37 protein-coding genes are annotated in these 26,069 nt (G+C 66.2%); all 37 read left to right on the top strand.

Features of this window, described 5'->3' with window-relative positions; genetic code table 11:
* Window positions 1-220 precede the first annotated feature (220 nt).
* The 37 genes from rpsL to truA all read left to right on the top strand — a co-directional run bounded on the left by rpsL (window position 221) and on the right by truA (window position 25,895).
* A complete protein-coding gene (rpsL, locus tag CCK91_RS13695; protein ID WP_056008169.1) occupies window positions 221-595 on the top strand; it encodes a 30S ribosomal protein S12 in 375 nt (124 codons plus the stop codon).
* Complete coding sequence (gene rpsG / locus CCK91_RS13690; RefSeq protein ID WP_064296707.1) at window positions 595-1,065, top strand: 30S ribosomal protein S7; 471 nt, start codon at window positions 595-597, stop codon at window positions 1,063-1,065. The genes rpsL and rpsG overlap by 1 nt, the downstream gene beginning before the upstream one ends.
* 87 nt (window positions 1,066-1,152) lie before the next feature.
* A complete protein-coding gene (gene fusA / locus CCK91_RS13685; protein WP_079705261.1) occupies window positions 1,153-3,267 on the top strand; it encodes an elongation factor G in 2,115 nt (704 codons plus the stop codon).
* Window positions 3,268-3,408: 141 nt separating this feature from the next.
* Window positions 3,409-4,599 carry an elongation factor Tu gene (gene tuf, locus CCK91_RS13680; protein WP_064296705.1) on the top strand — a complete coding sequence of 397 codons (1,191 nt, stop codon included), beginning with the start codon at window positions 3,409-3,411 and terminating at the stop codon, window positions 4,597-4,599.
* A gap of 175 nt (window positions 4,600-4,774) precedes the next feature.
* Window positions 4,775-6,589: a DUF4012 domain-containing protein gene (locus CCK91_RS13675; protein ID WP_133059998.1), complete on the top strand. Its 1,815-nt coding sequence runs from the start codon at window positions 4,775-4,777 to the stop codon at window positions 6,587-6,589.
* A 469-nt stretch (window positions 6,590-7,058) separates the two neighbouring features.
* Window positions 7,059-7,367, top strand: a complete 309-nt coding sequence (rpsJ, locus tag CCK91_RS13670) for a 30S ribosomal protein S10 (RefSeq protein ID WP_005050520.1) — start codon at window positions 7,059-7,061, stop codon at window positions 7,365-7,367.
* Between the two features lie 24 nt (window positions 7,368-7,391).
* On the top strand, window positions 7,392-8,045 hold the full coding sequence (gene rplC / locus CCK91_RS13665) for a 50S ribosomal protein L3 (protein WP_056008154.1): 654 nt from the start codon (window positions 7,392-7,394) through the stop codon (window positions 8,043-8,045).
* A 4-nt stretch (window positions 8,046-8,049) separates the two neighbouring features.
* Window positions 8,050-8,715 carry a 50S ribosomal protein L4 gene (gene rplD / locus CCK91_RS13660; protein ID WP_079705263.1) on the top strand — a complete coding sequence of 222 codons (666 nt, stop codon included), beginning with the start codon at window positions 8,050-8,052 and terminating at the stop codon, window positions 8,713-8,715.
* On the top strand, window positions 8,712-9,011 hold the full coding sequence (gene rplW / locus CCK91_RS13655; protein ID WP_056008147.1) for a 50S ribosomal protein L23: 300 nt from the start codon (window positions 8,712-8,714) through the stop codon (window positions 9,009-9,011). Before rplD ends, rplW begins: the two co-directional genes overlap by 4 nt.
* A 28-nt stretch (window positions 9,012-9,039) precedes the next feature.
* Entirely contained in the window at window positions 9,040-9,879 is an 840-nt protein-coding gene (gene rplB, locus CCK91_RS13650; RefSeq protein WP_064296701.1) for a 50S ribosomal protein L2, read from the top strand.
* A gap of 12 nt (window positions 9,880-9,891) precedes the next feature.
* Window positions 9,892-10,173 carry a 30S ribosomal protein S19 gene (gene rpsS / locus CCK91_RS13645; protein ID WP_064296700.1) on the top strand — a complete coding sequence of 94 codons (282 nt, stop codon included), beginning with the start codon at window positions 9,892-9,894 and terminating at the stop codon, window positions 10,171-10,173.
* A gap of 26 nt (window positions 10,174-10,199) precedes the next feature.
* Window positions 10,200-10,592: a 50S ribosomal protein L22 gene (gene rplV / locus CCK91_RS13640; RefSeq protein ID WP_056008137.1), complete on the top strand. Its 393-nt coding sequence runs from the start codon at window positions 10,200-10,202 to the stop codon at window positions 10,590-10,592.
* On the top strand, window positions 10,592-11,380 hold the full coding sequence (rpsC, locus tag CCK91_RS13635) for a 30S ribosomal protein S3 (RefSeq protein ID WP_064296699.1): 789 nt from the start codon (window positions 10,592-10,594) through the stop codon (window positions 11,378-11,380). The genes rplV and rpsC overlap by 1 nt, the downstream gene beginning before the upstream one ends.
* Before the next feature lie 2 nt (window positions 11,381-11,382).
* On the top strand, window positions 11,383-11,802 hold the full coding sequence (gene rplP / locus CCK91_RS13630; RefSeq protein ID WP_056008131.1) for a 50S ribosomal protein L16: 420 nt from the start codon (window positions 11,383-11,385) through the stop codon (window positions 11,800-11,802).
* Window positions 11,802-12,137, top strand: a complete 336-nt coding sequence (rpmC, locus tag CCK91_RS20090; RefSeq protein WP_079705264.1) for a 50S ribosomal protein L29 — start codon at window positions 11,802-11,804, stop codon at window positions 12,135-12,137. The genes rplP and rpmC overlap by 1 nt, the downstream gene beginning before the upstream one ends.
* 2 nt (window positions 12,138-12,139) lie before the next feature.
* Entirely contained in the window at window positions 12,140-12,460 is a 321-nt protein-coding gene (gene rpsQ, locus CCK91_RS13620) for a 30S ribosomal protein S17 (protein ID WP_056008125.1), read from the top strand.
* Between the two features lie 31 nt (window positions 12,461-12,491).
* Window positions 12,492-12,860: a 50S ribosomal protein L14 gene (gene rplN / locus CCK91_RS13615; RefSeq protein ID WP_064296696.1), complete on the top strand. Its 369-nt coding sequence runs from the start codon at window positions 12,492-12,494 to the stop codon at window positions 12,858-12,860.
* A gap of 3 nt (window positions 12,861-12,863) precedes the next feature.
* Window positions 12,864-13,223: a 50S ribosomal protein L24 gene (gene rplX, locus CCK91_RS13610; protein ID WP_056008121.1), complete on the top strand. Its 360-nt coding sequence runs from the start codon at window positions 12,864-12,866 to the stop codon at window positions 13,221-13,223.
* Window positions 13,223-13,807 (top strand): 50S ribosomal protein L5, encoded by a 585-nt coding sequence (gene rplE / locus CCK91_RS13605; protein ID WP_056008119.1) that lies wholly within the window; start codon window positions 13,223-13,225, stop codon window positions 13,805-13,807. Before rplX ends, rplE begins: the two co-directional genes overlap by 1 nt.
* A gap of 145 nt (window positions 13,808-13,952) precedes the next feature.
* Complete coding sequence (gene rpsH / locus CCK91_RS13600; protein WP_064296695.1) at window positions 13,953-14,351, top strand: 30S ribosomal protein S8; 399 nt, start codon at window positions 13,953-13,955, stop codon at window positions 14,349-14,351.
* Window positions 14,352-14,357: 6 nt separating this feature from the next.
* Window positions 14,358-14,894, top strand: a complete 537-nt coding sequence (gene rplF, locus CCK91_RS13595; RefSeq protein WP_064296694.1) for a 50S ribosomal protein L6 — start codon at window positions 14,358-14,360, stop codon at window positions 14,892-14,894.
* Between the two features lie 2 nt (window positions 14,895-14,896).
* Entirely contained in the window at window positions 14,897-15,256 is a 360-nt protein-coding gene (gene rplR, locus CCK91_RS13590) for a 50S ribosomal protein L18 (RefSeq protein ID WP_064296693.1), read from the top strand.
* Between the two features lie 38 nt (window positions 15,257-15,294).
* Window positions 15,295-15,963: a 30S ribosomal protein S5 gene (gene rpsE, locus CCK91_RS13585; protein WP_229939737.1), complete on the top strand. Its 669-nt coding sequence runs from the start codon at window positions 15,295-15,297 to the stop codon at window positions 15,961-15,963.
* Window positions 15,963-16,145, top strand: a complete 183-nt coding sequence (rpmD, locus tag CCK91_RS13580) for a 50S ribosomal protein L30 (RefSeq protein WP_079001710.1) — start codon at window positions 15,963-15,965, stop codon at window positions 16,143-16,145. The genes rpsE and rpmD overlap by 1 nt, the downstream gene beginning before the upstream one ends.
* Window positions 16,145-16,741, top strand: a complete 597-nt coding sequence (gene rplO, locus CCK91_RS13575) for a 50S ribosomal protein L15 (protein WP_079705265.1) — start codon at window positions 16,145-16,147, stop codon at window positions 16,739-16,741. Before rpmD ends, rplO begins: the two co-directional genes overlap by 1 nt.
* Window positions 16,742-16,834: 93 nt before the next feature.
* Window positions 16,835-18,163 carry a preprotein translocase subunit SecY gene (gene secY, locus CCK91_RS13570; protein WP_085510249.1) on the top strand — a complete coding sequence of 443 codons (1,329 nt, stop codon included), beginning with the start codon at window positions 16,835-16,837 and terminating at the stop codon, window positions 18,161-18,163.
* A complete protein-coding gene (locus CCK91_RS13565; RefSeq protein WP_086474464.1) occupies window positions 18,160-18,768 on the top strand; it encodes an adenylate kinase in 609 nt (202 codons plus the stop codon). Before secY ends, CCK91_RS13565 begins: the two co-directional genes overlap by 4 nt.
* A gap of 21 nt (window positions 18,769-18,789) precedes the next feature.
* On the top strand, window positions 18,790-19,629 hold the full coding sequence (gene map / locus CCK91_RS13560; RefSeq protein ID WP_086474463.1) for a type I methionyl aminopeptidase: 840 nt from the start codon (window positions 18,790-18,792) through the stop codon (window positions 19,627-19,629).
* A 57-nt stretch (window positions 19,630-19,686) separates the two neighbouring features.
* Window positions 19,687-20,571, top strand: coding sequence for an aminodeoxychorismate lyase (locus CCK91_RS13555; protein ID WP_242664541.1), 885 nt, complete (start codon window positions 19,687-19,689; stop codon window positions 20,569-20,571).
* Window positions 20,572-20,720: 149 nt separating this feature from the next.
* Window positions 20,721-20,942: a translation initiation factor IF-1 gene (gene infA / locus CCK91_RS13550; RefSeq protein ID WP_017885304.1), complete on the top strand. Its 222-nt coding sequence runs from the start codon at window positions 20,721-20,723 to the stop codon at window positions 20,940-20,942.
* A gap of 80 nt (window positions 20,943-21,022) precedes the next feature.
* A complete protein-coding gene (rpmJ, locus tag CCK91_RS13545; protein ID WP_021759549.1) occupies window positions 21,023-21,136 on the top strand; it encodes a 50S ribosomal protein L36 in 114 nt (37 codons plus the stop codon).
* A gap of 162 nt (window positions 21,137-21,298) precedes the next feature.
* Window positions 21,299-21,673, top strand: a complete 375-nt coding sequence (gene rpsM, locus CCK91_RS13540) for a 30S ribosomal protein S13 (RefSeq protein ID WP_064296688.1) — start codon at window positions 21,299-21,301, stop codon at window positions 21,671-21,673.
* A gap of 41 nt (window positions 21,674-21,714) precedes the next feature.
* The gene (gene rpsK, locus CCK91_RS13535; RefSeq protein ID WP_056008094.1) at window positions 21,715-22,113 is read left to right on the top strand and encodes a 30S ribosomal protein S11; all 399 of its coding nucleotides are present in this window, start codon (window positions 21,715-21,717) and stop codon (window positions 22,111-22,113) included.
* 157 nt (window positions 22,114-22,270) lie between these two features.
* The gene (locus CCK91_RS13530) at window positions 22,271-23,263 is read left to right on the top strand and encodes a DNA-directed RNA polymerase subunit alpha (protein ID WP_056008091.1); all 993 of its coding nucleotides are present in this window, start codon (window positions 22,271-22,273) and stop codon (window positions 23,261-23,263) included.
* A gap of 44 nt (window positions 23,264-23,307) precedes the next feature.
* Entirely contained in the window at window positions 23,308-23,853 is a 546-nt protein-coding gene (gene rplQ / locus CCK91_RS13525; protein WP_086474462.1) for a 50S ribosomal protein L17, read from the top strand.
* 94 nt (window positions 23,854-23,947) lie between these two features.
* Complete coding sequence (locus CCK91_RS13520) at window positions 23,948-24,961, top strand: GNAT family N-acetyltransferase (protein WP_086474461.1); 1,014 nt, start codon at window positions 23,948-23,950, stop codon at window positions 24,959-24,961.
* Window positions 24,951-25,895, top strand: coding sequence for a tRNA pseudouridine(38-40) synthase TruA (gene truA / locus CCK91_RS13515; RefSeq protein WP_242664540.1), 945 nt, complete (start codon window positions 24,951-24,953; stop codon window positions 25,893-25,895). Before CCK91_RS13520 ends, truA begins: the two co-directional genes overlap by 11 nt.
* Window positions 25,896-26,069: the final 174 nt, after the last annotated feature.

Here is a 26,069-nt window from a genome sequence, read left to right as displayed (position 1 = left end):
CGGAGCCTGGCTCGGGGGAGTGGACAGCAGTCTTGCACCATCGGGTTGATCCCCGCCGGGCTGGTCCCGGTTGCAAGATCGCCCCCACGGCATACCCACCATGAAAGCGACGCGCACTCGCGCGGCGCCGGTGGGTCCATACGACCTCGTGATCCGGGAGACCGGTCCACGAATGCTGCAGTACCACTGTCACCGTGCAGTCATCATCAAGGAGCAAGTAGTGCCAACCATTCAGCAGTTGGTTCGGAAGGGCCGCAGCCCCAAGGTCGTCAAGACCAAGGCGCCCGCCCTGAAGAGCAACCCCCAGCAGGCCGGCGTGTGCACCCGCGTGTACACCACCACCCCGAAGAAGCCGAACTCGGCGATGCGCAAGGTCGCCCGCGTGAAGCTGCGCAACGGCACCGAGGTCACCGCGTACATCCCCGGTGAGGGCCACAACCTCCAGGAGCACTCGCTGGTCCTGGTCCGTGGTGGTCGTGTGAAGGACCTCCCGGGTGTCCGTTACAAGATCGTCCGTGGCGCCCTCGACACGCAGGCCGTCAAGAACCGCAAGCAGGCTCGCAGCCGCTACGGCGCGAAGATGGAGAAGAAGTAATGCCTCGCAAGGGTCCAGCTCCGAAGCGTCCCGTCGTCGCCGATCCCGTCTACGGCGCCCCCATCGTCAGCCAGCTCGTCAACAAGATCCTGCTGGACGGCAAGAAGGGCCTCGCTGAGCGCATCGTCTACGACGCACTCGAAGGCGTCACCGCCAAGAACCAGGGCGATGCCGTCGTCACGCTCAAGAAGGCGCTCGACAACGTCCGCCCGACCCTCGAGGTGCGTTCGCGCCGCGTCGGTGGTTCCACCTACCAGGTGCCGGTCGAGGTCAAGCCTCACCGCGCCAACACCCTCGCTCTGCGCTGGCTCGTGAGCTACGCGAAGGGCCGCCGCGAGAAGACGATGACCGAGCGTCTCCAGAACGAGATCCTCGACGCATCGAACGGTCTCGGTGCAGCCGTCAAGCGTCGTGAAGACACGCACAAGATGGCCGAGTCGAACAAGGCGTTCGCGCACTACCGCTGGTAGTCGCCGCCCGACGCGAGGGCGGGCGATCCGCCCGCCCTCGCGTCACCGAGTGAATCAGCTCACCCCTACCTATCCCCGGAGGACCCCGTGGCACAAGACGTGCTCACCGACCTGAACAAGGTCCGCAACATCGGCATCATGGCCCACATCGATGCCGGCAAGACCACCACCACCGAGCGCATCCTGTTCTACACGGGCGTCAACCACAAGATCGGCGAGACCCACGACGGTGCGTCGACGATGGACTGGATGGCGCAGGAGCAGGAGCGCGGCATCACCATCACGTCCGCCGCGACGACCTGTTTCTGGAACAAGAACCAGATCAACATCATCGACACCCCCGGCCACGTCGACTTCACGGTCGAGGTCGAGCGTTCGCTCCGCGTCCTCGACGGCGCGGTCGCGGTGTTCGACGGCAAGGAGGGCGTCGAGCCCCAGTCCGAGACCGTCTGGCGTCAGGCCGACAAGTACGACGTCCCGCGCATCTGCTTCGTCAACAAGATGGACAAGCTCGGCGCCGACTTCTACTTCACCGTCGACACGATCATCAGCCGCCTCGGCGCGAAGCCGCTGGTCATCCAGCTGCCGATCGGTGCCGAGTCCAACTTCGAGGGCGTCGTCGACCTCGTCGAGATGCGTGCGCTCACCTGGCGCGGAGACGCCAAGGGTGATGTCGAGATGGGCGCCAAGTACGCCATCGAGGAGATCCCGGAAGACCTCAAGGAGAAGGCGGCCGAGTACCGCACCGCGCTCCTCGAGGCCGTCGCCGAGACCGACGACGCACTCATGGAGAAGTACTTCGGTGGCGAAGAGCTGACCGTCGCGGAGATCAAGGCCGCGATCCGTCACCTCACCATCACGAGCACCATGTACCCGGTCCTCTGTGGCTCCGCGTTCAAGAACCGCGGCGTCCAGCCGATGCTCGACGCCGTCATCGACTACCTCCCCTCCCCGCTCGACGTCCCGGCCATCGAGGCCCACGACGCGCGCGACGAGGAGAAGGTCGTGGAGCGTCACCCCGACTCGACCGAGCCCTTCACCGCGCTCGCGTTCAAGGTCGCGGTGCACCCGTTCTTCGGTCGCCTCACGTACGTCCGCGTCTACTCGGGTCGTCTCGACTCCGGTGCGCAGATCATCAACTCGACCAAGGGCAAGAAGGAGCGCATCGGGAAGATCTTCCAGATGCACGCCAACAAGGAGAACCCGGTCGACTTCGTCACCGCCGGTCACATCTACGCGGTCATCGGCCTGAAGGACACCACCACCGGTGACACCCTGTCCGACCCGCAGAACCAGGTCGTCCTCGAGTCGATGAGCTTCCCGGAGCCCGTCATCGAGGTCGCGATCGAGCCGAAGACCAAGGCCGACCAGGAGAAGCTGGGCACCGCGATCCAGAAGCTGGCCGAAGAGGACCCGACGTTCCGCACCGAGCAGAACACCGAGACCGGCCAGACGGTCATCAAGGGCATGGGCGAGCTCCACCTCGACATCCTCGTCGACCGCATGAAGCGCGAGTTCAACGTCGAGGCCAACGTCGGCAAGCCGCAGGTCGCGTACCGCGAGACCATCAAGCGCAAGGTCGAGAAGTACGGCTACACGCACAAGAAGCAGACCGGTGGTTCGGGTCAGTTCGCGAAGATCCAGTTCGATCTGGAGCCGATGGACGTCACTCCGGAGACGACCTACGAGTTCGTGAACGCCGTGACCGGTGGTCGCATCCCGCGCGAGTACATCCCGTCGATCGACGCCGGTTTCCAGGACGCCCTGCAGGTCGGTGGCCTCGCCGGCTACCCGGTCGTGGGTGTCAAGGCGATCATCACCGATGGTGCGGCGCACGACGTCGACTCCTCGGAGATGGCGTTCAAGATCGCCGGCTCGATGGGTCTCAAGGAGGCCTACTCGCGTGCCAACCCCGTCCTCCTCGAACCGCTCATGGCGGTCGAGGTGCGTACTCCTGAGGAGTACATGGGCGACGTCATCGGAGACCTCAACTCGCGCCGTGGACAGATCCAGTCCATGGACGACGCCACCGGCGTCAAGGTCATCCGTGCCAACGTGCCGCTCTCCGAGATGTTCGGCTACATCGGCGACCTCCGGTCGAAGACCTCTGGTCGTGCCGTGTACTCGATGACGTTCGAGAGCTACGCGGAGGTCCCGAAGGCTGTCGCCGACGAGATCATCCAGAAGAACAAGGGCGAGTAGTCACTCACTCTCTCTTCACCGCGGTCCGGCCGGGTGTGCGAACACCCGGGCGGATCGCGTAACATGAATACACATCCCTGCAGTGCGTCGGGCATCGAATGGTGCCCGGCGTCCCGCACAACGTCCTGAGGAGGACTCACAGTGGCAAAGGCCAAGTTCGAGCGGACCAAGCCGCACGTCAACATCGGTACGATCGGTCACGTCGACCACGGCAAGACCACGCTCACCGCGGCGATCTCGAAGGTCCTGGCGGACAAGTTCCCGTCCGCGACCAACGTGCAGCGCGACTTCGCGTCGATCGACTCCGCGCCGGAAGAGCGTCAGCGTGGTATCACGATCAACATCTCGCACGTCGAGTACGAGACCCCGAAGCGCCACTACGCGCACGTCGACGCCCCCGGTCACGCTGACTACATCAAGAACATGATCACCGGTGCTGCGCAGATGGACGGCGCGATCCTGGTCGTCGCCGCCACTGACGGCCCGATGGCTCAGACGCGTGAGCACGTGCTGCTCGCCAAGCAGGTCGGCGTCCCCTACCTGCTCGTCGCGCTGAACAAGTCCGACATGGTCGACGACGAGGAGATCCTGGAGCTCGTCGAGCTCGAGGTCTCCGAGCTCCTCGCCTCGCAGGGCTTCGCTGAGGACGCACCGGTCGTCCGCGTCTCGGGCCTCAAGGCGCTCGAGGGCGACGAGAAGTGGGTGCAGAGCATCCTCGACCTCATGGACGCCGTGGACGCCAACGTCCCCGACCCCGTGCGCGACAAGGACAAGCCCTTCCTCATGCCGATCGAGGACGTCTTCACGATCACCGGTCGTGGAACCGTCGTCACGGGCCGCGCCGAGCGTGGCACGCTCGCGATCAACTCCGAGGTCGAGATCGTCGGCATCCGCCCGACGCAGAAGACGATCGTCACGGGTATCGAGATGTTCCACAAGCAGCTCGACGAGGCATGGGCCGGCGAGAACTGTGGTCTCCTGCTCCGTGGCACGAAGCGTGAAGACGTCGAGCGCGGCCAGGTCGTCGTGAAGCCGGGTTCGGTCACGCCGCACACGAACTTCGAGGGCACCGCGTACATCCTGTCCAAGGATGAGGGTGGGCGTCACAACCCGTTCTACGCGAACTACCGTCCGCAGTTCTACTTCCGCACCACCGACGTCACCGGCGTCATCACGCTGCCCGAGGGCACCGAGATGGTCATGCCCGGCGACACCACCGACATGACCGTTGAGCTGATCCAGCCCATCGCCATGGAGGTCGGCCTCGGCTACGCCATCCGCGAGGGTGGCCGCACGGTCGGCGCCGGCACCGTCACCAAGGTGCTCGCGTAAGCATCCGCTGACGCGAACCCCTGGTCGACCTCAGGGTCGACACGGTTCCACACGAAGGGCCCGGAGCATTTCGCTCCGGGCCCTTCGTCGTGCGCGCCGTCGGCCGGTCGGCGGCCTGCCGACTCATATGTAAGATATCGGACGACCCATCTGCATCGAACCGTCCGAGGTGACCGTGTCCCGTTCCTCCGTCCGTCCGCGTCGTCTATCGCGCCCACAGGTCCTGATCCCGAGCGTCGTCGCCCTGTCCGCTGTGCTCGGCATCGCTGGAGCCACCGTGTCGGCGGCGGTGGAGGCCATGTCCGTCCGGGAGGAGCTCGTGTCGGTCCTGCCGGAGCTCGACGCGATCCGGGCGGGCGTCGACGGCGTCGGCACCGACGCGATCGATCCTGCCGCCGTGGAGCGTGCCGGCGATGCGGTCGAGCGGGCCCTGGCGTCGACGCGGCGGCCCGACTGGTGGCTCGCGGAACGCGTGCCCGTCGCCGGGGCGAACTTCGAGGCTGTGCGCACGGCCGTCGAGGCGGCCCACGTGGTCGTCGACGAGGTCGTCGAGCCGGTCCTCGCCCTGTCCCTCGATGGATTGGCGGTCGACGGGCGTCTGGACACGGGGCGGGTGGGGAGACTTGCCCGCACCTCGGCGCGTGCGCTCGAGCGGCTCGAGGAGCAGGTGGCGCGCCTCGACCGCCTCGACCGTTCGGCGCTTCTGCCACAGGTGGCGTCGGCGCTCGGCGGACTCGACGGACCGCTGCGTGAGGCCGCATCGCTCGCCGAGCGGCTCGCGCCGGTGCTTCGGGCGCTGCCCGGGTTCCTGGGGGAGGAGGGGCCGCGAGACGTGGTCGTCCTGTTCCAGAACTCCGCGGAGAGCCGAGCCCTCGGCGGCATCGCAGGAGCTTCGGTGCTCGTGCACGTCGAGGAGGGCGTGCTCAGTGTGACCAGGACCCTCGGCGGCGCTGACTTCGTATCGCACGCTGATCCGGTGGTGCCCCTTCCGGCCGATGCCGACGCGCTCTACCGGACCGAGGGCTACGCTGCAGCAGGCACCTCGATCCATGAGGTGACGGCGCGGCCGGACTTCCCGTACGGTGCGCAGGTGGCATCGCGGCTGTGGCAGGAGAGCCAGGGTGTCACGCCTGACCTGGTGCTGGCCGTGGATCCGGTCGCGTTGTCCCACCTGCTGCGAGCGACCGGACCCGTGGTGCTGGCCGACGGTACGGAGGTGTCGAGCGACACGGTCGTCGACGAGCTCCTGAACGGCGTGTACCGAGACCACCCCGGTCTCAGTGACGAGGCGAACCGGGCGCAGGACGCGACCTTCACCGCCGTCGTGCAGGCGCTCACCTCGCAGCTGCAGGCGGGTTCCCTGGTGGTGCCCCGGGCGATCGGCGGCTGGGTCCAGGCGGTCGACGAGCGGCGTCTGCTCGCCTGGAGTCCCGACCGCGTCGAGGAGCGGGCACTGGAGCTCGCCGGGGTCGGCGGCGCCCTGCCCGAGCGTTCGTCTCGTTCGGTGCCCTTCGGGCTGTACCTCGCGGACGCGGTCGGGTCCAAGCTCGAGTACTACCTCCGACAGCAGGTGCGCGTCCGTGCGGGATCGTGCGACGTCGACGGAACGCGCACGGTGACGGTCGCGTCGGAGCTGTCCAACACGATCGACACGGAGCCGGAGCTCGACTCGGAGGCGTTCGACTACATCGCCGGGTTCCACGAGCGCGAGGGGCTCCCACGCGGTTGGATGCGTCTACGGGTCATGGCCTACGCGCCCGACGGTGCCGACATCCGCTCGGTCCGTGTCGACGGCGCCGAAGTCCCGTATACGGCAGGGTCGGACGACGGACGCCCGGTGGCCTACCTGGTGGTGACCATCGCGCCGGGCGCGACGGTGACGCTCGACGTCGATGCGGACGTGTCCGGCTCGGCGATCGACGCGGTGCGGTTCGCGGGCACCCCGGGGGTGCGTCCGGTCGAGGTCGACAACGTCGTGGAGCCCTGCTGAGCGGCGGCGCAGCGGTGCTCGCGACGCCCGAGACTGGGCGGATCCTGACCATCCGCCGCCCGCGACACGCCCGGGTTGCACGCATGGTGGATCCGTGGCAAACTAGTCCAGTTCAGTATTTCGGACGAGCGTGCCTGTGCGCGCTCCGGCGGATCACTGCCAGGTAGTGCATAGGAGCTCCCAGACGCGGCAACGCGACAGGGATCGAGCCTAGGCCGCGGGTAGCAGAACACCAATCACTTCATCGCAATCCAGGTCGTAGCAGTGCTACGCCCAGCGCCGACCACGAGTCGGGGTGGAAGCCGGTGGATGACCACGAGGGTCGCAAGACACGAGTGGTCGTTGACAGCAGAACAGTGGTGCGACACCAGTAGTGCCAATGGCGCGGAGCAACCGAACGTTGCAAAGCGCACGATATGCGTCCAATACGGAGCGATCCGCACGACGCGAGACAGAGAGTGAGTCACACATGGCGGGACAGAAGATCCGCATCCGACTGAAGTCGTATGACCACGAGGTCATCGATACTTCGGCGCGCAAGATCGTCGACACGGTCACCCGTGCAGGCGCAACCGTCGTCGGCCCCGTGCCGCTTCCGACGGAGAAGAACGTGGTCTGCGTGATCCGTTCGCCGCACAAGTACAAGGACAGCCGGGAGCACTTCGAAATGCGCACCCACAAGCGTCTGATCGACATCATCGACCCGACCCCGAAGGCCGTCGACTCGCTCATGCGTCTCGACCTGCCGGCGGACGTCAACATCGAGATCAAGCTCTGAGCTCGGTAGAGACGGAAGGAAGACATGTCTAACACGAAGACCAGCAAGGGTCTGCTCGGCACCAAGCTCGGCATGACCCAGGTGTGGGACGAGAACAACAAGCTCGTTCCCGTCACCGTCATCGAGATCACGCCCAACGTGGTCACGCAGGTTCGCACCCCCGAGGTCGACGGCTACGACGCCGTGCAGATCGCGTACGGCCAGATCGATCCCCGCAAGGTCAGCAAGCCTGACGCGGGTCACTTCGACAAGGCCGGCGTGACGCCGCGTCGTCACCTCACCGAGGTCCGCACCGCCGACGCATCCGAGTACTCGCTCGGCCAGGAGCTCACCGTCGACGGTGTCTTCGAGGCCGGCCAGAAGGTCGACGTCGTCGGCACTTCGAAGGGTAAGGGTTTCGCCGGTGTCATGAAGCGTCACAACTTCAAGGGAACGGGCGCATCTCACGGTGCTCACCGCAACCACCGCAAGCCGGGCTCCATCGGCGCCTCCTCGACCCCGAGCCGTGTCTTCAAGGGCATGCGCATGGCCGGTCGTATGGGTGGCGAGCGCGTCACCGTGCTGAACCTCCGGGTTCACGCCATCGACGCCGAGAAGGGCCTGCTGCTCGTCAAGGGTGCCGTTCCCGGCGCTCGTGGCCGCATCGTATTCGTCCGCACCGCAGTGAAGGGAGCGTAGTTCCATGGCTATCGCTACTCTCGACGTGCTCGACACCAAGCTCAAGAAGGCCGGCACCGTCGACCTTCCTGCCGAGGTGTTCGACGTTCAGACCAACATCCCGCTCATCCACCAGGTGGTCGTCGCGCAGCTCGCTGCCGCCCGCCAGGGGACGCACAAGACCAAGCGCCGCGGCGAAGTGTCCGGTGCCGGCCGCAAGCCGTTCAAGCAGAAGGGTACGGGTAACGCTCGTCAGGGCTCCATCCGTGCACCTCAGATGACCGGCGGTGGCATCGTCCACGGTCCAGTGCCCCGCAACTACGCACAGCGCACCCCCAAGAAGATGATCGCCGCGGCTCTCCTCGGCGCCATCTCCGACCGCGCACGCGGCAGCCGCCTGCACGTCGTCGACTCCCTCTCGATCGGTGAGAAGCCGTCGACGAAGGCCGTGTCCGAGTACCTGACGAACGTCGCTTCCTCGAAGCACGTCCTGATCGTCCTCCAGCGCGACGACGAGGTCAGCCTCCGCAGCGTCCGCAACCTGCAGAACGTGCACGTGCTGTCGTACGACCAGCTGAACGCATACGACGTGCTCGTCTCCGACGACATCGTCTTCACCAAGGCCGCCTTCGAGGCATTCGTCGCCAGCAAGACCGGCAACACGGCCGCAACCGAGGAGGTCTCGGCATGACCGCGATCAACAAGGACCCCCGCGACGTCATCTTCGCGCCGGTCGTCTCCGAGAAGAGCTACAGCCTGATCGACGAGGGCAAGTACACCTTCCTCGTCGACCCGCGCTCGAACAAGACCGAGATCAAGCTCGCCATCGAGAAGATCTTCGGTGTCGAGGTCGCTTCGATCAACACCCTCACCCGTCAGGGCAAGACCCGTCGCACCAAGTTCGGCACCGGCAAGCGCAAGGACACCAAGCGCGCCATCGTGTCGCTCAAGTCGGGTTCCATCGACATCTTCACGGCTGTTGGCTAAGACGGCCGGGAACGAAGAGGAATAAGAAATGGCTATTCGTAAGTACAAGCCCACGACTCCTGGTCGTCGCGGTTCGTCTGTCGCGGACTTCGCGGAGATCACCCGCACCACGCCGGAGAAGTCGCTGCTTCGTCCGTTGTCGAAGACCGGTGGTCGCAACAACCAGGGCCGCATCACGACGCGTCACATCGGTGGTGGCCACAAGCGCCAGTACCGTCTGATCGACTTCCGTCGCAACGACAAGGACGGCGTCAACGCCAAGGTCGCTCACATCGAGTACGACCCCAACCGCACCGCGCGTATCGCGCTGCTCCACTTCGTGGACGGCACCAAGCGGTACATCCTGGCTCCGAACAAGCTCAGCCAGGGCGACGTGGTCGAGTCGGGTGCAGGCGCGGACATCAAGCCCGGTAACAACCTGCCGCTGAAGAACATCCCCACCGGTACGGTCATCCACGCGATCGAGCTCCGTCCCGGCGGCGGCGCGAAGATGGCCCGCTCCGCGGGTGCATCGGTGCGTCTCGTCGCGAAGGACGGTCCGTACGCGCAGCTCCGTCTGCCGTCCGGTGAGATCCGTAACGTCGACCTGCGCTGCCGCGCCACCATCGGTGAGGTCGGCAACGCCGAGCAGTCGAACATCAACTGGGGTAAGGCCGGCCGGAAGCGCTGGCTGGGCGTCCGCCCGACCGTCCGTGGTGTCGCGATGAACCCGATCGACCACCCGCACGGTGGTGGTGAGGGCAAGACCTCCGGTGGACGTCACCCGGTCAGCCCGTGGGGCCAGAAGGAAGGCCGCACGCGCCACCCCAACAAGGAAAGCGACAAGCTCATCGTTCGTCGTCGTACCGCCGGCAAGAAGCGTAAGTAGGAGTAAGAGAAGATGCCACGCAGTCTCAAGAAGGGCCCCTTCGTCGACGACCACCTGCTCCGCAAGGTCGTCACGGCGAACGAGGCCAACAACAAGAACGTGATCAAGACCTGGTCGCGTCGATCGATGATCATCCCGGCGATGCTGGGTCACACCATCGCCGTCCACGACGGTCGCAAGCACATCCCGGTGTTCGTCACCGAGACGATGGTCGGGCACAAGCTCGGCGAGTTCGCGCCCACCCGCACCTTCCGTGGACACGTGAAGGACGACAAGAAGGGCCGTCGCCGCTAACGCGGTGACGTGAAGGAGGAAGAGAAATGGTGGAGTCGATCGCCCGCGTGCGACACATCCGCGTCACCCCCCAGAAGGCCCGTCGTGTCGTCGCGCTCATCCGTGGCAAGCAGGCTCAGGAGGCCTTGGCCATCCTGAAGTTCGCACCACAGAGCGCCAGCGAGCCCATCTACAAGCTCGTTGCCTCGGCCATCGCGAACGCTCGCGTCACGGCCGACAAGGACAACGTGTTCCTTGACGAGCAGGACCTGTACATCGCGAAGGCGTACGTCGATGAGGGTGCAACCCTCAAGCGTTTCCGTCCCCGCGCACAGGGCCGCGCGTTCCGCATCCTCAAGCGCACCAGCCACATCACCGTCGAGCTCTCGACGCCTGATGAGACTGCCGGCGCTGCCAAGGCCAAGAAGGTGAGCAAGTAATGGGTCAGAAAGTCAATCCATACGGCTTCCGTCTGGGAATCACGACCGACCACGTGTCGCGTTGGTTCTCCGACAGCACGAAGAAGGGTCAGCGTTACAGCGACTTCGTCGCGGAAGACGTCAAGATCCGCCGTCTGCTGGCGACCTCGCTCGACCGCGCTGGTGTCAGCCGCATCGAGATCGAGCGCACCCGTGACCGCGTCCGCGTCGACATCCACACCGCCCGTCCGGGCATCGTGATCGGTCGCCGTGGCGCCGAGGCCGAGCGCATCCGCGCCGACCTCGAGAAGCTCACGAAGAAGCAGATCCAGCTGAACATCCTCGAGGTCAAGAACCCCGAGGCCGACGCTCAGCTCGTCGCGCAGGGCATCGCCGAGCAGCTCTCCGCACGTGTGGCCTTCCGCCGCGCGATGCGTAAGGGCCTGCAGGGCGCTCAGCGCACGTCCACCGTCAAGGGTGTCCGCATCCAGGTGTCCGGCCGCCTCGGCGGCGCCGAGATGAGCCGTTCCGAGTTCTACCGCGAAGGCCGTGTGCCGCTGCACACGCTCCGCGCGAACATCGACTACGGCTTCTACGAGGCGAAGACCACGTTCGGCCGCATCGGCGTGAAGGTCTGGATCTACAAGGGCGACATCACCAACAAGGAGCTTGCTCGCGAGCAGGCCAACCAGAAGTCGACGCGTCCGGAACGTCGCGACGGTGGCGACCGCCCCCGTCGGAACGCCGGTCCGAGCAGCGCCCCTAAGGCAGCTGCTGAGGCGCCCGCCGCCGCAGGAGTTGAGGCATAACCATGTTGATCCCACGCAAAGTCAAGCACCGGAAGCAGCACCACCCCGGCCGTTCCGGCCAGGCGACCGGTGGCACCAAGGTGTCGTTCGGTGAGTACGGTATCCAGGCCCTGACGCCCGCTTACGTGACCAACCGTCAGATCGAGTCCGCTCGTATCGCCATGACGCGTCACATCAAGCGTGGCGGAAAGGTGTGGATCAACATCTACCCCGACCGTCCGCTGACCAAGAAGCCCGCCGAAACCCGCATGGGTTCCGGTAAGGGTTCGCCCGAGTGGTGGGTCGCGAACGTCAAGCCGGGTCGTGTGCTGTTCGAGGTCGCCGGAGTCGATGAGACCCTGGCCCGCGAGGCGCTGACCCGTGCAATCCACAAGCTGCCCCTCAAGGCACGCATCATCAAGCGCGAGGAGGGCGACGCATAATGGCGATCGGATCCAAGGAGCTCACCCCCGTCGAGCTCGACACCTTTGAAGACCAGCGGCTCCTCGAGGAGCTCCGCAAGGCCAAGGAGGAGCTGTTCAACCTGCGCTTCCAGTCGGCCACGGGGCAGCTCGAGAACCACGGCCGCCTGCGCGCCGTGAAGCGCGACATCGCTCGCATCTACACGGTCATCCGTGAGCGCGAGCTCGGCATCCGTGCCACGCCGACCGTCGAGGTCGTCGAGGCCAAGGCCGAGAAGAAGACCAAGAAGGCCAAGGCCGCACCGAAGTCCGAGGACACCGCTGCAGCCGACGCCGAGACCACGAAGGAGGCCTAGACATGGCTACCGCTACTGACAAGGCCCCCGAGGGTCACGAGTCGGCCGAGCACGACGTCAAGGACGCCGCTGCTCGTGGCTACCGCAAGACCCGCCGTGGTCTGGTGACCAGCGACAAGATGGAGAAGACCATCGTCGTCGAGGTCGAGGACCGCGTGAAGCACCCGCTCTACGGCAAGGTCATCCGCCGCACCTCCAAGGTCAAGGCTCACGACGAGGCGAACTCCGCCGGCATCGGCGACCTCGTCCTGATCAGCGAGACCCGCCCCACCAGCGCCACCAAGCGCTGGCGTCTGGTCGAGATTCTCGAGAAGGCCAAGTAGGCCTCGCGGCTTACTGAGAGGAAAGCGAACAATGCTTCAGCAAGAATCACGAGTCAAGGTCGCCGACAACACCGGCGCCAAGGAGCTCCTGACCATTCGCGTGCTCGGTGGCTCCGGCCGCCGCTACGCGGGCCTCGGTGACACCATCGTCGCGACCGTCAAGGACGCGATCCCCGGTGGCAACGTCAAGAAGGGCGACGTCGTCAAGGCGGTCATCGTCCGCACCCGCAAGCAGACCCGTCGTTCCGACGGTTCGTACATCAAGTTCGACGAGAACGCCGCTGTCATCCTGAAGGCTGACGGGGACCCCCGTGGTACCCGCATCTTCGGACCGGTCGGTCGCGAGCTTCGTGACAAGAAGTTCATGAAGATCGTCTCGTTGGCGCCGGAGGTTATCTAAGTCATGGCAAAGATCAAGAAGGGCGACCTGGTTCAGGTCGTCTCCGGCCCGAAGCAGGACCGCGGTGGTTACCGCGGCAAGCAGGGTCGCGTCATCGAGGTCCTGGCGGACAAGAACCGGGTGATCGTGGAGGGCGTCAACTACGTCACGAAGCACTCCCGTGTCGGCCAGACCCAGCGTGGAACGAAGACCGGCGGCATCGAGACCGTCGAGGCTTCGATCCACATCTCCAACGTCGCGCTCGTCGACCCGGAGACCAAGGGCCCGACCAAGGTCGGCCACCGCAACGAGGAAGTCACGAAGGACGGCGTCACCAAGACGGTCCGCGTTCGTTACGCCAAGAAGTCAGGTAAGGACCTGTAATGACCGACACAGAAGTGGCGACTGGCAAAATCCAGCCCCGTCTCAAGCAGAAGTACCGCGCTGAGATCCTTCCGCAGCTGCAGAAGGACTTCGGCTTCACGAACGTGCACCAGGTGCCCGGACTCGTGAAGGTCGTCGTCAACACCGGTGTGGGCGAGGCCGCTCGCGACAGCAAGGTCATCGACGGCGCTGTTTCGGACCTCACCAAGATCACCGGCCAGAAGCCGCAGGTCACCAAGGCACGCAAGTCCATCGCGCAGTTCAAGCTGCGCGAGGGTCAGCCCATCGGCGCCCACGTCACGCTTCGTGGCGACCGCGCTTGGGAGTTCCTCGACCGCCTGCTGAGCCTCGCTCTTCCGCGTATCCGCGACTTCCGCGGTCTCTCGGACAAGCAGTTCGACGGCAACGGCAACTACACCTTCGGTCTCCAGGAGCAGTCCATGTTCCACGAGATCGACCAGGACAAGATCGATCGCGTCCGCGGCTTCGACATCACTGTCGTGACCACGGCCAAGAACGACGACGAGGGTCGCGCGCTGCTCAAGGCGCTCGGCTTCCCGTTCAAGGCGGCTGAGTCCAAGTAGGCTGAGCTTCTGCCCGGTCCTCGGTGTATGTCGAGGACCGGGCTTCCGCCCGTTCGGGGCACTCCTGCCCAGAACGGTTCAACCACCACAGGTCGGCACCCTTGCACAGGATGTCGAAACCTGGTGAACAAAGGAAACACTCGATATGACCATGACAGATCCGGTCGCAGACATGCTGACCAGACTGCGCAATGCGAACTCGGCGCACCACGACACCGTGTCGATGCCGCACTCCAAGCTCAAGGTGAACATCGCCGAGATCCTCAAGTCCGAGGGCTACATCTCCGGCTGGGAGGTCGCTGACGCGGCCGTCGGACAGACGCTCTCGCTGAGCCTCAAGTTCGGCCCGAACCGCGAGCGCTCCATCGCCGGCATCAAGCGCGTCTCGAAGCCCGGCCTCCGCGTTTACGCGAAGTCGAACGAGATCCCCAAGGTCCTCGGCGGCCTCGGCGTCGTCATCCTGTCCACCTCCAGCGGCCTCCTCACGGACCGCCAGGCCGAGAAGAAGGGCGTGGGTGGGGAAGTCCTCGCCTACGTGTGGTAGCCAGTCATGTCTCGTATTGGAAGACTCCCCATCGACATCCCGGCAGGCGTCACCATCGACGTCGCCGGTCAGAACGTCACCGTCAAGGGCCCGAAGGGTGAGCTCCAGCTCACCGTCGCGAGCCCCATCGAGGTCAAGCTCGAAGACGCACAGCTGCTGGTCACGCGTCCCGACGACGAGCGCAACTCGCGCTCGCTCCACGGCCTGACCCGCACGCTCATCGCGAACCAGATCATCGGCGTCACCCAGGGTTACACCAAGGGCCTCGAGGTCGTCGGTACCGGTTACCGCGTCGCTCAGAAGGGCAGCGCCGTCGAGTTCGCGCTCGGCTTCTCGCACCCCGTCACCGTCGAGCCGCCGGTCGGCATCACGCTGACCGTCGAGGGCAACAACAAGCTCACGGTCGCCGGTATCGACAAGCAGGCCGTCGGCGAGGTCGCCGCCAACATCCGTAAGATCCGCAAGCCCGAGCCGTACAAGGGCAAGGGCGTGCGCTACGCCGGCGAGATCGTGCGTCGCAAGGCCGGAAAGGCTGGTAAGTAACCATGGCTCGTCCAACGAAGACTGCCGCACGTGGCCGTCGCCACACGCGTCTGCGCAAGAAGGTCGAGGGCACCGCGGTCCGTCCGCGCCTCGTCGTCAACCGTTCAGCCCGTCACGTGTTCGTGCAGGTTGTCGATGACACGAAGGGTCACACCCTCGTCTCCGCCTCGACCATGGAGGACACCCTCCGGACGTTCGACGGCGACAAGACCGCCAAGTCGCGCAAGGTCGGCGAACTCATCGCCGAGCGTGCCAAGGCAGCCGGCATCGACGATGTCGTATTTGACCGTGGAGGCAACCGCTACGCAGGTCGCGTGGCAGCAATTGCCGATGGTGCTCGAGAGGGCGGATTGAACCTGTGAGCGAAGACAACAAGCAGCAGCAAGAGCCTGTGGCGACCGTGGCCGAGGCCCCGGTCGAGACCGCGGCATCGACGGCGCCCACCGGCGACCGCGAGCCGCGCGAGGCGCGCCGCGGAGGCCGCGAGCGCAACCCCAACCGCGACCGCGGTAGCCGCGACAGCGACAAGAGCCAGTTCCTGGAGCGCGTCGTGACCATCAACCGTGTCTCGAAGGTCGTGAAGGGTGGTCGTCGCTTCAGCTTCACCGCCCTCGTGGTCGTCGGTGACGGCAACGGCATGGTCGGCGTCGGCTACGGCAAGGCTCGCGAAGTCCCGCTCGCGATCGCGAAGGGCGTCGAAGAGGCGAAGAAGAACTTCTTCCGCGTCCCGCGCGTCGGCTCGACCATCCCGCACCCCACCCAGGGTGAGGCAGCAGCCGGTGTGGTGCTCCTGCGCCCCGCCGCCGCTGGTACCGGTGTCATCGCCGGCGGTCCCGTCCGCGCCGTCCTCGAGTGCGCCGGCATCCACGACGTGCTGAGTAAGTCGCTCGGTTCGTCCAACACGATCAACATCGTCCACGCGACCGTCACGGCGCTGAAGCAGCTCGAGGAACCTCGTGCCGTCGCAGCCCGTCGTGGTCTCGAGTTCGACCAGGTCGCTCCGGCCCGCCTGCTCCGTGCAGAGGCAGAGGCCGTTCAGGCGGCCGCTGCTGCGAAGGTAGGTGCCTGATGGCCCAGCTGAGGATCACCCAGATCAAGGGCAGAATTAGTGAGAAGCAGAACCAGCGCGACACGCTTCGCAGCCTGGGTCTCCGTCGCATCGGTGCTGTCGTCGTCCGCCCGGACAACGCGCAGAACCGCGGCTACGTGAACACTGTTGCTCACCTCGTACAGGTTGAGGAGATCGACTAATGGCTGAGAAGAACGAAACCACTGAGGAGAAGGCCCCCAAGGCTGCTGCGAAGGCAGCTCCGAAGACGGCTGCCGCGAAGGCCGAGCCCAAGGCGAAGGCAGCCCCCAAGGCTGCTGCCGCCAAGAAGCCCGCGAAGGACGAGCCCGCCGAGAAGCGCGAGCAGGTCCTGAAGGTGCACCACCTGCGTCCGGCAGCCGGGGCCAAGAAGTCCCGGATGCGTGTCGGCCGTGGTGAGGCGTCCAAGGGTAAGACCGCCGGTCGCGGTACCAAGGGTACGAAGGCGCGTTACAACGTCAAGGTCGGCTTCGAGGGTGGGCAGATGCCGCTGCACATGCGCACCCCGAAGCTCCGTGGCTTCAAGAACCCCTTCCGCGTCGAGTACCAGGTCGTGAACCTGGAGAAGCTCGCCGAGCTGTACCCGAAGGGTGGCGACGTCACCACGGTGGACCTCGTCGCCAAGGGTGCCGTCCGGAAGAACGAGAAGGTCAAGGTTCTCGGAAACGGTGACATCTCGGTTAAGCTGAATGTCGCGGTTGACAAGGTCTCCGGCTCAGCTGAGCAGAAGATCGTGGCAGCCGGGGGCAGCGTCAAGTAGCCCTCGGCCGGCTCCGCACAGGAGCTCACTCGGGTGGCCGGCATCATGCCGGTCACCCGGGCCGACCCCGCAACATCTCACAGGAGGCCCCTTTTGTTCAGCGCCATCGGCCGGATCTTCCGGACCCCGGATCTTCGTCGCAAGATCGGGTTCACGCTCGGGATCATCGCCATCTACCGGCTGGGGTCCTTCATCCCCGCTCCGTTCGTGAACTTCCCGAACGTGCAGCAGTGCCTCGCGAACCAGCAGGCCGCCGGCGCATCAGGCCTCTACGAGCTCGTCAACCTCTTCAGTGGTGGCGCGCTCCTCCAACTCTCCATCTTCGCGCTGGGCATCATGCCCTACATCACCGCGTCGATCATCGTCCAGCTCCTCCGCGTGGTCATCCCGCACTTCGAGACCCTGCACAAGGAAGGCCAGTCCGGCCAGGGCAAGCTGACGCAGTACACGCGGTACCTGACGATCTTTCTCGGCATCCTCCAGTCGACGACACTCATCACCGTCGCCAAGAGCGGCGCACTGTTCGGCAACCAGGGCGGCGTCTGCGCCGACCTCATCACCGCCCAGGGCGGCACCTGGTACGGCATGCTCCTCATGGTCGTCACCATGACCGCGGGCACCGGCCTCGTCATGTGGATGGCCGAGCTCGTCACCGAGCGCGGCGTCGGCAACGGCATGTCGCTCCTCATCTTCACCTCGATCGCAGCCACCTTCCCGGGCTCGCTGGCCGCCATCTGGACCGCGAAGGGCCCCGAGGTCTTCCTCCTCGTGCTCGCCGTCGGCCTCGTGATCGTCGGACTCGTCGTCTTCGTCGAGCAGTCGCAACGTCGCATCCCCGTGCAGTACGCGAAGCGGATGGTCGGACGCCGGACGTACGGCGGCAACAACACCTACATCCCCATCAAGGTCAACATGGCCGGTGTGGTGCCCGTCATCTTCGCGTCGTCGATCCTGTACCTGCCGGCCCTCATCGCGCAGTTCAACCAGCCGACGACCGGCACCCCGGCGCCCTGGGTCCTGTGGATCCAGCAATACCTCACCAAGGGTGACCACCCGCTGTACATGCTCATGTACTTCCTGCTCATCGTCGGCTTCACCTACTTCTACGTCGCGATCACCTTCAACCCTGAAGAGGTCGCCGACAACATGAAGAAGTACGGCGGGTTCATCCCCGGCATCCGCGCCGGACGCCCGACGGCCGAGTACCTCGACTACGTCCTGACCCGCGTGACCCTGCCCGGATCGATCTACCTGGGGTTGATCGCCCTCCTGCCGCTCATCGCGCTGGCGCTGGTCGGTGCGAACGCGAACTTCCCGTTCGGTGGGGCGTCGATCCTCATCATCGTGGGTGTCGGACTGGAGACGGTCAAGCAGATCGACTCGCAGCTTCAGCAGCGCCACTACGAAGGGCTCCTGCGTTGAGCGCGGCGGCCGGCAAGCCCCGTCTGCTCATCGTCGGCCCTCCGGGATCCGGCAAGGGCACGCAGGCGGCATTCCTCGCGGATCGCTTCGACATCCCCGCGATCTCGACGGGCGACATCTTCCGCGCGAACATCAAGGAGGGCACGGCCCTCGGCAAGCAGGTCCAGGCGATCGTGAGCGAGGGCGGATACGTCCCCGACTCGCTGACCAACGAGATCGTCCGTGACCGGCTCCACCAGCCGGACGCGATCGAGGGGTTCTTGCTCGACGGGTACCCGCGGACCACCGACCAGGTGGTCGCGCTCGACGCCCTGCTGGCCGAGAGTGATGCAAGCCTGGACGCCGTCGTGCAACTGCAGGCCGACACCGAGGAGGTCGTCGCACGACTCCTCAAACGTGCCGCCGAGCAGGGCCGCACCGACGACACGGAAGAGGTTATCCGTCACCGGCTCGACCTCTACGCGCACGAGACGGCTCCGCTGATCGAGGTCTTCACCGCCCGGGGGCTCGTCGTGGCCGTCGACGGTCTCGGTGAGGTCGACGAGGTCACCGCGCGGATCGACGCCGCCCTCGCTGCTCGCGGCATCATCGTCCCGGCCGTCTGACACACCGACACGTCCACCACGGTGTTCCGGAAGTCGATCTACAAGACCCCTGACCAGATCCGCGCCATGCTCGCGCCGGGGCTGGCCACCGCGGCCTCGCTCGATGCGGTCCGCGCGCTCGTCGCCCCCGGGGTGACGACGCTGCAACTCGACGCGGCTGCCGAGGCAGCCATCGTCGCGGCCGGCGGGCACTCCAACTTCAAGCTCGTCCCCGGCTATCGCCACACGGTCTGCACCTCGGTCAACGAGGACGTGGTCCACGGCATCCCCGGGTCACGCGTGCTGCAGTCGGGCGACATCGTGTCCATCGACAGCGGCGCCGAGATCGACGGCTGGAACGGCGACTCCGCGATGACCATCGTGCTGCCCGATCCCACGCGCCCGGAGCTCGTCACCGAGCGCGAGCGGCTCTCGGCGGTGACGGAGGGTTCACTGTGGGCCGGGATCGCCGAGCTCGCGACCGCCCGACACCTCAACCAGGTCGGTGCCGCGATCGAGGAGTACGTCGAGGACCACTCACCCGAGGGGAAGCCCTATGGGATCCTCACCGACTACGTCGGGCACGGCATCGGACGCACGATGCACGAGGCGCCACCGGTGTTCAACTACCGTGTCCGCCAGCGTGGCCCCGAAGTGAAGCCCGGGCTCGTGGTGGCCATCGAACCGATGGTGGTCGCCGGGAGCCCCGACACCCTCGTCCGCGACGACGAATGGACCGTCGCCACGCTCGACGGTGGTTCGGCTGCGCACTGGGAGCACAGCGTCGCCGTGCACCGCGACGGCATCTGGGTCCTGACCGCTCACGACGGCGGCGCCGAGGCTCTCTCCGCGTTCGGCGTCACCCCCGTCCGTCCCGCCTGACCGAGCGTCAGCCCGGTCGCCGTCCGGACCTCGTCCGTCCCGGTAGAGTTGCTCGGCATGAGCGTGCCGATCGTGTTCCTTCTCGACGTCCTCCCTGCGGACACCATCATCGACGACGCCGACCTCGCGGCCACGATCACGCCTGCCGGCGACGGGTCCGGTGTGTTGAGCGTCTTCGATCTGGGCCCCGCGCGGGGGGACGGGATCTTCGAGACGATCGGTGTCGTCGGCCGGCACCCGCAGTCGGTCGAGGCGCACCTCGATCGACTGACCGAGTCGGCGGCGATCCTCGATCTGCCCGCGCCGAACCACGCACAGTGGCGGCTCGCGATCGCGCGCGCGATCGCGGAACTCCCCGACGTCGATCAGAGCGCCGTCCGACTCGTCGTGACGCGGGGGAGTGGCGGACGCCCGACCGCGTGGATCTCGGCGACGCCGGCTGACGGGTTCCCCGAGCGTGAGAACGGCATCGAGGTCGTCCTGCTCGATCGAGGCCTCCCGAGCGACGTGCAGGAGCGCTCGCCGTGGCTGCTCGCCGGTGCCAAGACGCTGTCGTACGCGGTCAACATGGCCGCGCTCCGTGAGGCGCACCGACGTGGAGCGGACGACGTGCTCTTCCTCAGCAGCGACGGCTTCGTCCTCGAGGGCCCCACCTCCACCGTGGTCGTCCGGATCGGCGGAACGTTCGTGACACCGCCTCCGTCGAGTGGCATCCTACCCGGCACCACGCAGCTCGCGCTCTGGGCCCACCTCGAGGAGCAGGGGCTGGCACACGAGTACCGGATGCTGACACCGGAGGACGTGCTCGATGCGGAAGCGGCATGGCTGCTCTCCAGCGTCCGACTGGCCGCGCCGGTGCGTGCGGTGGACGGACGTCCGCTGGCGATGGACGCCGGTCTCACGGCACAGATCAACGACGCGCTGCTCTCCCGCACCGACTGACGGGCCGTGGCCGACGTTGAGTTGGCGAAACCCGGAAACATAGCATAGAATCGATCTTTGGTGCTTTCTGCATGCCTTCGGCGAGCCGACATCCGCACCGCAATCCATCCGCACGACCAGTGCGACTCAACCTGAGCGACAGTGAGGCTATGGCCAAAAAAGACGGCGTCATCGAGATCGAGGGCCAAGTGGTCGAGGCTCTGCCCAACGCGATGTTCCGCGTTGAGCTGACCAACGGACACAAGGTACTTGCCCACATTTCGGGCAAAATGCGTCAGCACTACATCCGCATCCTCCCAGAGGACCGCGTGATCGTGGAACTGACCCCCTACGACCTGACCCGTGGTCGGATCGTCTACCGCTACAAGTAGGTCGCGCTGTAAGTAACGGCCGGACGCGCCGCCACCATCCGGTGGTGGGCCCGGCACGATGACAGCGAAAAGAGAGAACTATGAAGGTCAAGCCCAGCGTCAAGAAGATCTGCGACAAGTGCAAGGTCATCCGTCGCAACGGCCGCGTCATGGTCATCTGCGAGAACCCGCGCCACAAGCAGCGCCAGGGTTGATCTCAGAGGATCTGCAGCACGCAGCCCTGAGCAACACAGCACCACCCCTCTAACGGCAGTTCCAGATCCCGCAGCACATCGTGCGCCGCGGGTGACACCTCGGGTCGGAGGCCCGAGCACCGGAACTGCTCCACACCTCCACAACTCCTAGGAGAAGCCACCATGGCACGTCTCGCCGGCGTAGACATCCCACGCGACAAGCGCGTGGAAGTTGCACTGACGTACATCTACGGTGTTGGCCGCACGCGGTCACTCAAGACCCTCGCCGACACCGGCATCAGCGGAGACATCCGCGTGAAGGATCTCACCGATGACCAGCTGATCGCCCTGCGCGATTACATCGAGGGCACCTTCAAGGTCGAGGGTGACCTCCGCCGTGAGGTCGCCGCCGACATCCGCCGCAAGGTGGAGATCGGGTCCTACCAGGGCATCCGTCACCGTCGTGGACTTCCGGTCCGCGGCCAGCGCACCAAGACCAACGCGCGCACCCGCAAGGGCCCGAAGCGCACCGTCGCCGGCAAGAAGAAGGCTCGCTAGGCCCCGCCTAGTCGCCTCGTCATAGGACTCAGGAGATATTCATGGCAGCACCAAAGTCGGCCGTTCGGAAGCCGCGTAAGAAGGAAAAGAAGAACATCGCCGTGGGCCAGGCCCACATCAAGTCGACGTTCAACAACACGATCGTCTCGATCACCGACCCCTCGGGCGCGGTCATCAGCTGGGCTTCGTCCGGTGGCGTCGGCTTCAAGGGTTCGCGCAAGTCGACCCCGTTCGCCGCACAGCTCGCCGCCGAGTCGGCTGCGCGTCAGGCGCAGGAGCACGGCATGAAGAAGGTCGACGTCTTCGTCAAGGGACCCGGCTCCGGCCGCGAGACCGCGATCCGTTCGCTCCAGGCCGCAGGCCTCGAGGTCGGTTCGATCAACGACGTCACGCCTCAGGCACACAACGGCTGCCGCCCCCCGAAGCGTCGCCGCGTCTAATTCCTTCGGTTCACCGGCCGTGATCCGTCCGTAGCGATCGTCTGATCGCCGCGGACGGATCACGGCATGGTCCTGGTGACCAGGGCCAGCGAACACCATTCACTACCTCGCCAACGCAAGTGTCATATAGCGGACACTTAGCCGAAAGGAATCCATAGTGCTCATCGCACAGCGCCCTACGCTCACCGAAGAATCCATCTCGGAGTTCCGCAGCCGGTTCATCATCGAGCCGCTCGAGCCAGGCTTCGGGTACACCCTCGGGAACTCGCTCCGTCGCACCCTGCTGTCGTCCATCCCCGGTGCAGCCGTCACCAGCATCCGCATCGACGGCGTGCTGCACGAGTTCAGCACGATCCCCGGTGTCAAGGAAGACGTCACCGAGATCATCCTGAACATCAAGGGCCTCGTCGTCTCCAGCGAGCACGACGAGCCGATCACGGCGTACCTCCGCAAGACCGGCGCAGGCCAGGTCACCGCAGCCGACATCTCGGCTCCGGCCGGCGTCGAGGTCCACAACCCGGACCTCGTCATCGCGACCCTCAACGACAAGGCGAAGTTCGAGCTCGAGCTCACGATCGAGCGTGGCCGCGGCTACGTGTCGGCCACGCAGAACCGCAACGAGTTCAGCGAAGCCGGTCAGATCCCCGTCGACTCGATCTACTCGCCCGTCCTCAAGGTGACCTACCGCGTCGAGGCGACTCGTGCCGGTGAGCGCACCGACTTCGACCGCCTGGTCGTCGACGTCGAGTCGAAGCCGGCCATCACGCCGCGCGACGCCATCGCGTCGGCCGGTCGCACGCTGACCGAGCTGTTCGGCCTGGCTCGCGAGCTCAACACCGCTGCAGAGGGCATCGAGATCGGCCCCGCGCCGGTCGACGCCGTGCTGCCGGGCGAGCTCTCGATCCCGATCGAGGACCTCGACCTCTCCGTGCGTTCGTACAACTGCCTCAAGCGCGAGGGCATCAACAACGTCAGCGAGCTCGTCGCGCTGTCGGAGACGCAGCTCATGAACATCCGCAACTTCGGACAGAAGTCGGTGGATGAAGTTCGCGACAAGCTCACCGAAATGGGCCTCTCCCTGAAGGACTCGGTTCCCGGGTTCGACGGCGCCCACTTCTACAGCGGCTACGACGACGAGACCGTCTCCTAGCACGCGATCCACCTGACGACTTTCCAACCTGAAGAGAGACAAGAATGCCTACTCCCACCAAGGGACCCCGCCTCGGAGGCGGACCTGCCCACGAGCGTCTCCTGCTCGCCAACCTCGCTGCTGCGCTGTTCACCCACAAGCGCATCCAGACCACCGAGACCAAGGCGAAGCGCCTGCGTCCGCTCGCTGAGCGCCTGATCACCTTCGCGAAGCGCGGCGACCTGCACGCCCGCCGTCGGGTGCTCGCGACCATCACCGACAAGAGCGTCGTGCACGAGCTCTTCACGGAGATCGCGCCCCTCGTCGCCGACCGTCAGGGTGGCTACACGCGCATCATCAAGACCGGTTACCGCAAGGGCGACAACGCTCCGATGGCCGTGATCGAGCTCGTCCTCGAGCCCGTCACGCCGAAGGCGAAGCCGGCCAAGCAGTCCGCGAAGCACGCCGCAGCGCCGGTCGACGAGGCTCCGGCCGAGGAGACCTCGGCCGACGCAGAGGCGACGGAAGCCGTCGAGGCGACCGAGACCGACGGCGAGTCCGTCGACGCCGGCGAGACCACCGACGAGGCTCCCGTGAAGGACGCCAAGTAGGCTCAACGACACACGAACGGAACCCCGCTCTCCATCCGGAGGGCGGGGTTCCGCCGTTCCTGGCGGCGTTGCGACGGTGTCCTAGGCTGGAGACATGAGTACCACTCCCGCCGTTCCGGCCGGCCAACCGGCCCTGCCGCAGCACCCCGACGTCGACCAGTGGCGTCCGGCGGTCCGCGCAGACATCGACGACATCGTGGGCCTGTGCCGCGCCATGGACCCGTTCGACAACCCCCACCGGGTGACGAGCCGCGACGAGATCGCGGACCAGTTCGACCACGCGTGGATCGACATGGCCTCGGACAGCCTGCTCGCGATCGCGGCCGACGGCACGCTGGTCGCCTATGCGATGGTGATCCTGTCGCCATCACGAGACGTGTCCGTGTATTCGTACGTCTTCGGCGGCGTGCATCCCGCATGGCGTGAGCGGGGGATCGGCCGAGCGCTGCTCGCGTGGTCGCTGGAACGGTCCGAGCAGCAGCTGGCCTCCGTCGAGACGGGTGCTCCGGCTTCCTCCCGTGCCTACGTCGACGAACGGAACCCGGGGGCGGCGCGCTTGTTGGAGCGGTTCGGCTTCGCCGTGGCGCGGTACTTCACCATCATGGAGCGCGATCTCTCCGCGCCCGTCGACGAGATCGACGTGCCCGACGGTGTCCGACTCGAGGCGTACCACCCGGACGTGGCCGAACGCACGAGGGAGGCTCGGAACGACTCGTTCCGGGACCACTGGGGCAGCCTGGAGACGGTCCCCGCGATGTGGGCGCAGTTCGTCGGCGGATCCCACTTCCGCGACGACCTCTCGGTGGTCGCGATCGACGACGACGGACGGGTCGTCGGCTTCACGCTGGCCGAGGTGGACGAGGACAGCTGGTCCGCGCAGGGGTTCACCAGCGCGTACATCGCCCTCGTCGGGACCGTCCGCGACTGGCGTGGCCGACGACTCGCACCGGCTCTGCTGGCCACCGCGCTTCGTCGGATCCAGGCAGCCGGCCTCGAGCGGGCGACCCTCGAGGTCGACACGGCCAGTCCAACGGGTGCACTCGGGCTGTACGAACGACAGGGCTTCGTCGCGACGACGCGTGATCTGGCGTACGTCCGTGATCGCTGAGCAGGTCGCGGCAGCGGACGTCCTCCCGACCCAGCGGTTCCGGCTTGCCATCGCGTACGACGGCACGGACTTCGCCGGATGGGCGAAGCAACCGGGGCTCCGCACGGTCGAGGGGGTCCTGGAGGAAGCGCTCTACCGCGTACTCGGGAAGACCGTCCCGCCCATGCCGCGGTTCGTGGTGGCCGGACGGACGGATGCCGGGGTGCACGCGGCCGGTCAGGTGGCCCACCTCGACCTCACCGAGCCGCAGCTCGCGAAGATCACGCGATTGCAGGGGCGCCACGCCGAGTTCCACGACGGGACGCCGCGGAACGAGACCGCGAGCTCCCTCCTGGTACGTCGACTGAACGGTGTGCTCGGGATGGACCGCGACGTCGTGATCCACACGGCGGAGCCGGCGCCAGAGGGCTTCGACGCGCGCTTCTCGGCGGTCTGGCGTCACTACCGCTACCGCCTCGCGGACGCCGACGTCCGCAAGGACCCGATCCTCCGGCGGACGACGAGCTGGACGACGACGTCGCTCGACGTCGAGCTACTCCACCAGGCGGCCACCTCGCTCGTCGGGCTCCACGACTTCCAGGCGTACTGCAAACCGAGACCACGCGCGACGACCATCCGGACCCTGCAGTCCTTCAGCTGGGAGCGGGATGAAGCGGGCGTGCTCGTGGCGAGCCTCACGGCCGACGCGTTCTGCCACAGCATGGTGCGGGCGCTCGTCGGCGCCTGCGTCGCCGTGGGGGAGGGGCGCATGTCGCTCGAGGAGGTCGTCCGGCTCCGGGACGGTGGGCGGCGGGAGATCGATTTCCGGGTGATGCCGGCGCGCGGACTCACCCTCGTCGAGGTCGGTTACCCCGAGCCGGGGCTGCTGCATGCGCGGGCCGCCGAGACCCGTCAGCGGCGCAGCCATGAGCACGTGGAAGCGAGCGCCGAGTGAGGTTCCCGGTGGGAATTGACCGCCGGGGTGTCGTCGCGTAGACTCTCCCGTTGGTGCCTGCGCCTTCTGCGGCGCGGTACCCGAAGTTGAGCCCTCCACCTCGGGCGTTCCGTTCGGAACACCCAACAGGAGCGGGATTCACGAACGACCAACTCCGACCAGAAAGCAGCACTA

Origin of the sequence: Plantibacter elymi (nom. nud.), assembly GCF_900177795.1 — a bacterium.
Classification (GTDB): Bacteria; Actinomycetota; Actinomycetes; order Actinomycetales; family Microbacteriaceae; genus Plantibacter; species Plantibacter elymi.
This window is presented reverse-complemented; position numbering and strand designations above follow the sequence as displayed.

Excerpts from the sequence above, each read along its gene's own strand:
- rpsG (WP_064296707.1), top strand. The coding sequence starts at position 595 with ATGCCTCGCAAGGGTCCAGCTCCGAAGCGTCCCGTCGTCGCCGATCCC.
- rpsJ (WP_005050520.1), top strand. The coding sequence starts at position 7,059 with ATGGCGGGACAGAAGATCCGCATCCGACTGAAGTCGTATGACCACGAG.
- rplC (WP_056008154.1), top strand. The coding sequence starts at position 7,392 with ATGTCTAACACGAAGACCAGCAAGGGTCTGCTCGGCACCAAGCTCGGC.
- rplD (WP_079705263.1), top strand. The coding sequence starts at position 8,050 with ATGGCTATCGCTACTCTCGACGTGCTCGACACCAAGCTCAAGAAGGCC.
- rplW (WP_056008147.1), top strand. The coding sequence starts at position 8,712 with ATGACCGCGATCAACAAGGACCCCCGCGACGTCATCTTCGCGCCGGTC.
- rplB (WP_064296701.1), top strand. The coding sequence starts at position 9,040 with ATGGCTATTCGTAAGTACAAGCCCACGACTCCTGGTCGTCGCGGTTCG.
- rpsS (WP_064296700.1), top strand. The coding sequence starts at position 9,892 with ATGCCACGCAGTCTCAAGAAGGGCCCCTTCGTCGACGACCACCTGCTC.
- rplV (WP_056008137.1), top strand. The coding sequence starts at position 10,200 with ATGGTGGAGTCGATCGCCCGCGTGCGACACATCCGCGTCACCCCCCAG.
- rpsC (WP_064296699.1), top strand. The coding sequence starts at position 10,592 with ATGGGTCAGAAAGTCAATCCATACGGCTTCCGTCTGGGAATCACGACC.
- rplP (WP_056008131.1), top strand. The coding sequence starts at position 11,383 with ATGTTGATCCCACGCAAAGTCAAGCACCGGAAGCAGCACCACCCCGGC.
- rpmC (WP_079705264.1), top strand. The coding sequence starts at position 11,802 with ATGGCGATCGGATCCAAGGAGCTCACCCCCGTCGAGCTCGACACCTTT.
- rpsQ (WP_056008125.1), top strand. The coding sequence starts at position 12,140 with ATGGCTACCGCTACTGACAAGGCCCCCGAGGGTCACGAGTCGGCCGAG.
- rplN (WP_064296696.1), top strand. The coding sequence starts at position 12,492 with ATGCTTCAGCAAGAATCACGAGTCAAGGTCGCCGACAACACCGGCGCC.
- rplX (WP_056008121.1), top strand. The coding sequence starts at position 12,864 with ATGGCAAAGATCAAGAAGGGCGACCTGGTTCAGGTCGTCTCCGGCCCG.
- rplE (WP_056008119.1), top strand. The coding sequence starts at position 13,223 with ATGACCGACACAGAAGTGGCGACTGGCAAAATCCAGCCCCGTCTCAAG.
- rpsH (WP_064296695.1), top strand. The coding sequence starts at position 13,953 with ATGACCATGACAGATCCGGTCGCAGACATGCTGACCAGACTGCGCAAT.
- rplF (WP_064296694.1), top strand. The coding sequence starts at position 14,358 with ATGTCTCGTATTGGAAGACTCCCCATCGACATCCCGGCAGGCGTCACC.
- rplR (WP_064296693.1), top strand. The coding sequence starts at position 14,897 with ATGGCTCGTCCAACGAAGACTGCCGCACGTGGCCGTCGCCACACGCGT.
- rpmD (WP_079001710.1), top strand. The coding sequence starts at position 15,963 with ATGGCCCAGCTGAGGATCACCCAGATCAAGGGCAGAATTAGTGAGAAG.
- rplO (WP_079705265.1), top strand. The coding sequence starts at position 16,145 with ATGGCTGAGAAGAACGAAACCACTGAGGAGAAGGCCCCCAAGGCTGCT.
- CCK91_RS13555 (WP_242664541.1), top strand. The coding sequence starts at position 19,687 with ATGAGCGTGCCGATCGTGTTCCTTCTCGACGTCCTCCCTGCGGACACC.
- infA (WP_017885304.1), top strand. The coding sequence starts at position 20,721 with ATGGCCAAAAAAGACGGCGTCATCGAGATCGAGGGCCAAGTGGTCGAG.
- rpmJ (WP_021759549.1), top strand. The coding sequence starts at position 21,023 with ATGAAGGTCAAGCCCAGCGTCAAGAAGATCTGCGACAAGTGCAAGGTC.
- rpsM (WP_064296688.1), top strand. The coding sequence starts at position 21,299 with ATGGCACGTCTCGCCGGCGTAGACATCCCACGCGACAAGCGCGTGGAA.
- rpsK (WP_056008094.1), top strand. The coding sequence starts at position 21,715 with ATGGCAGCACCAAAGTCGGCCGTTCGGAAGCCGCGTAAGAAGGAAAAG.
- rplQ (WP_086474462.1), top strand. The coding sequence starts at position 23,308 with ATGCCTACTCCCACCAAGGGACCCCGCCTCGGAGGCGGACCTGCCCAC.
- CCK91_RS13520 (WP_086474461.1), top strand. The coding sequence starts at position 23,948 with ATGAGTACCACTCCCGCCGTTCCGGCCGGCCAACCGGCCCTGCCGCAG.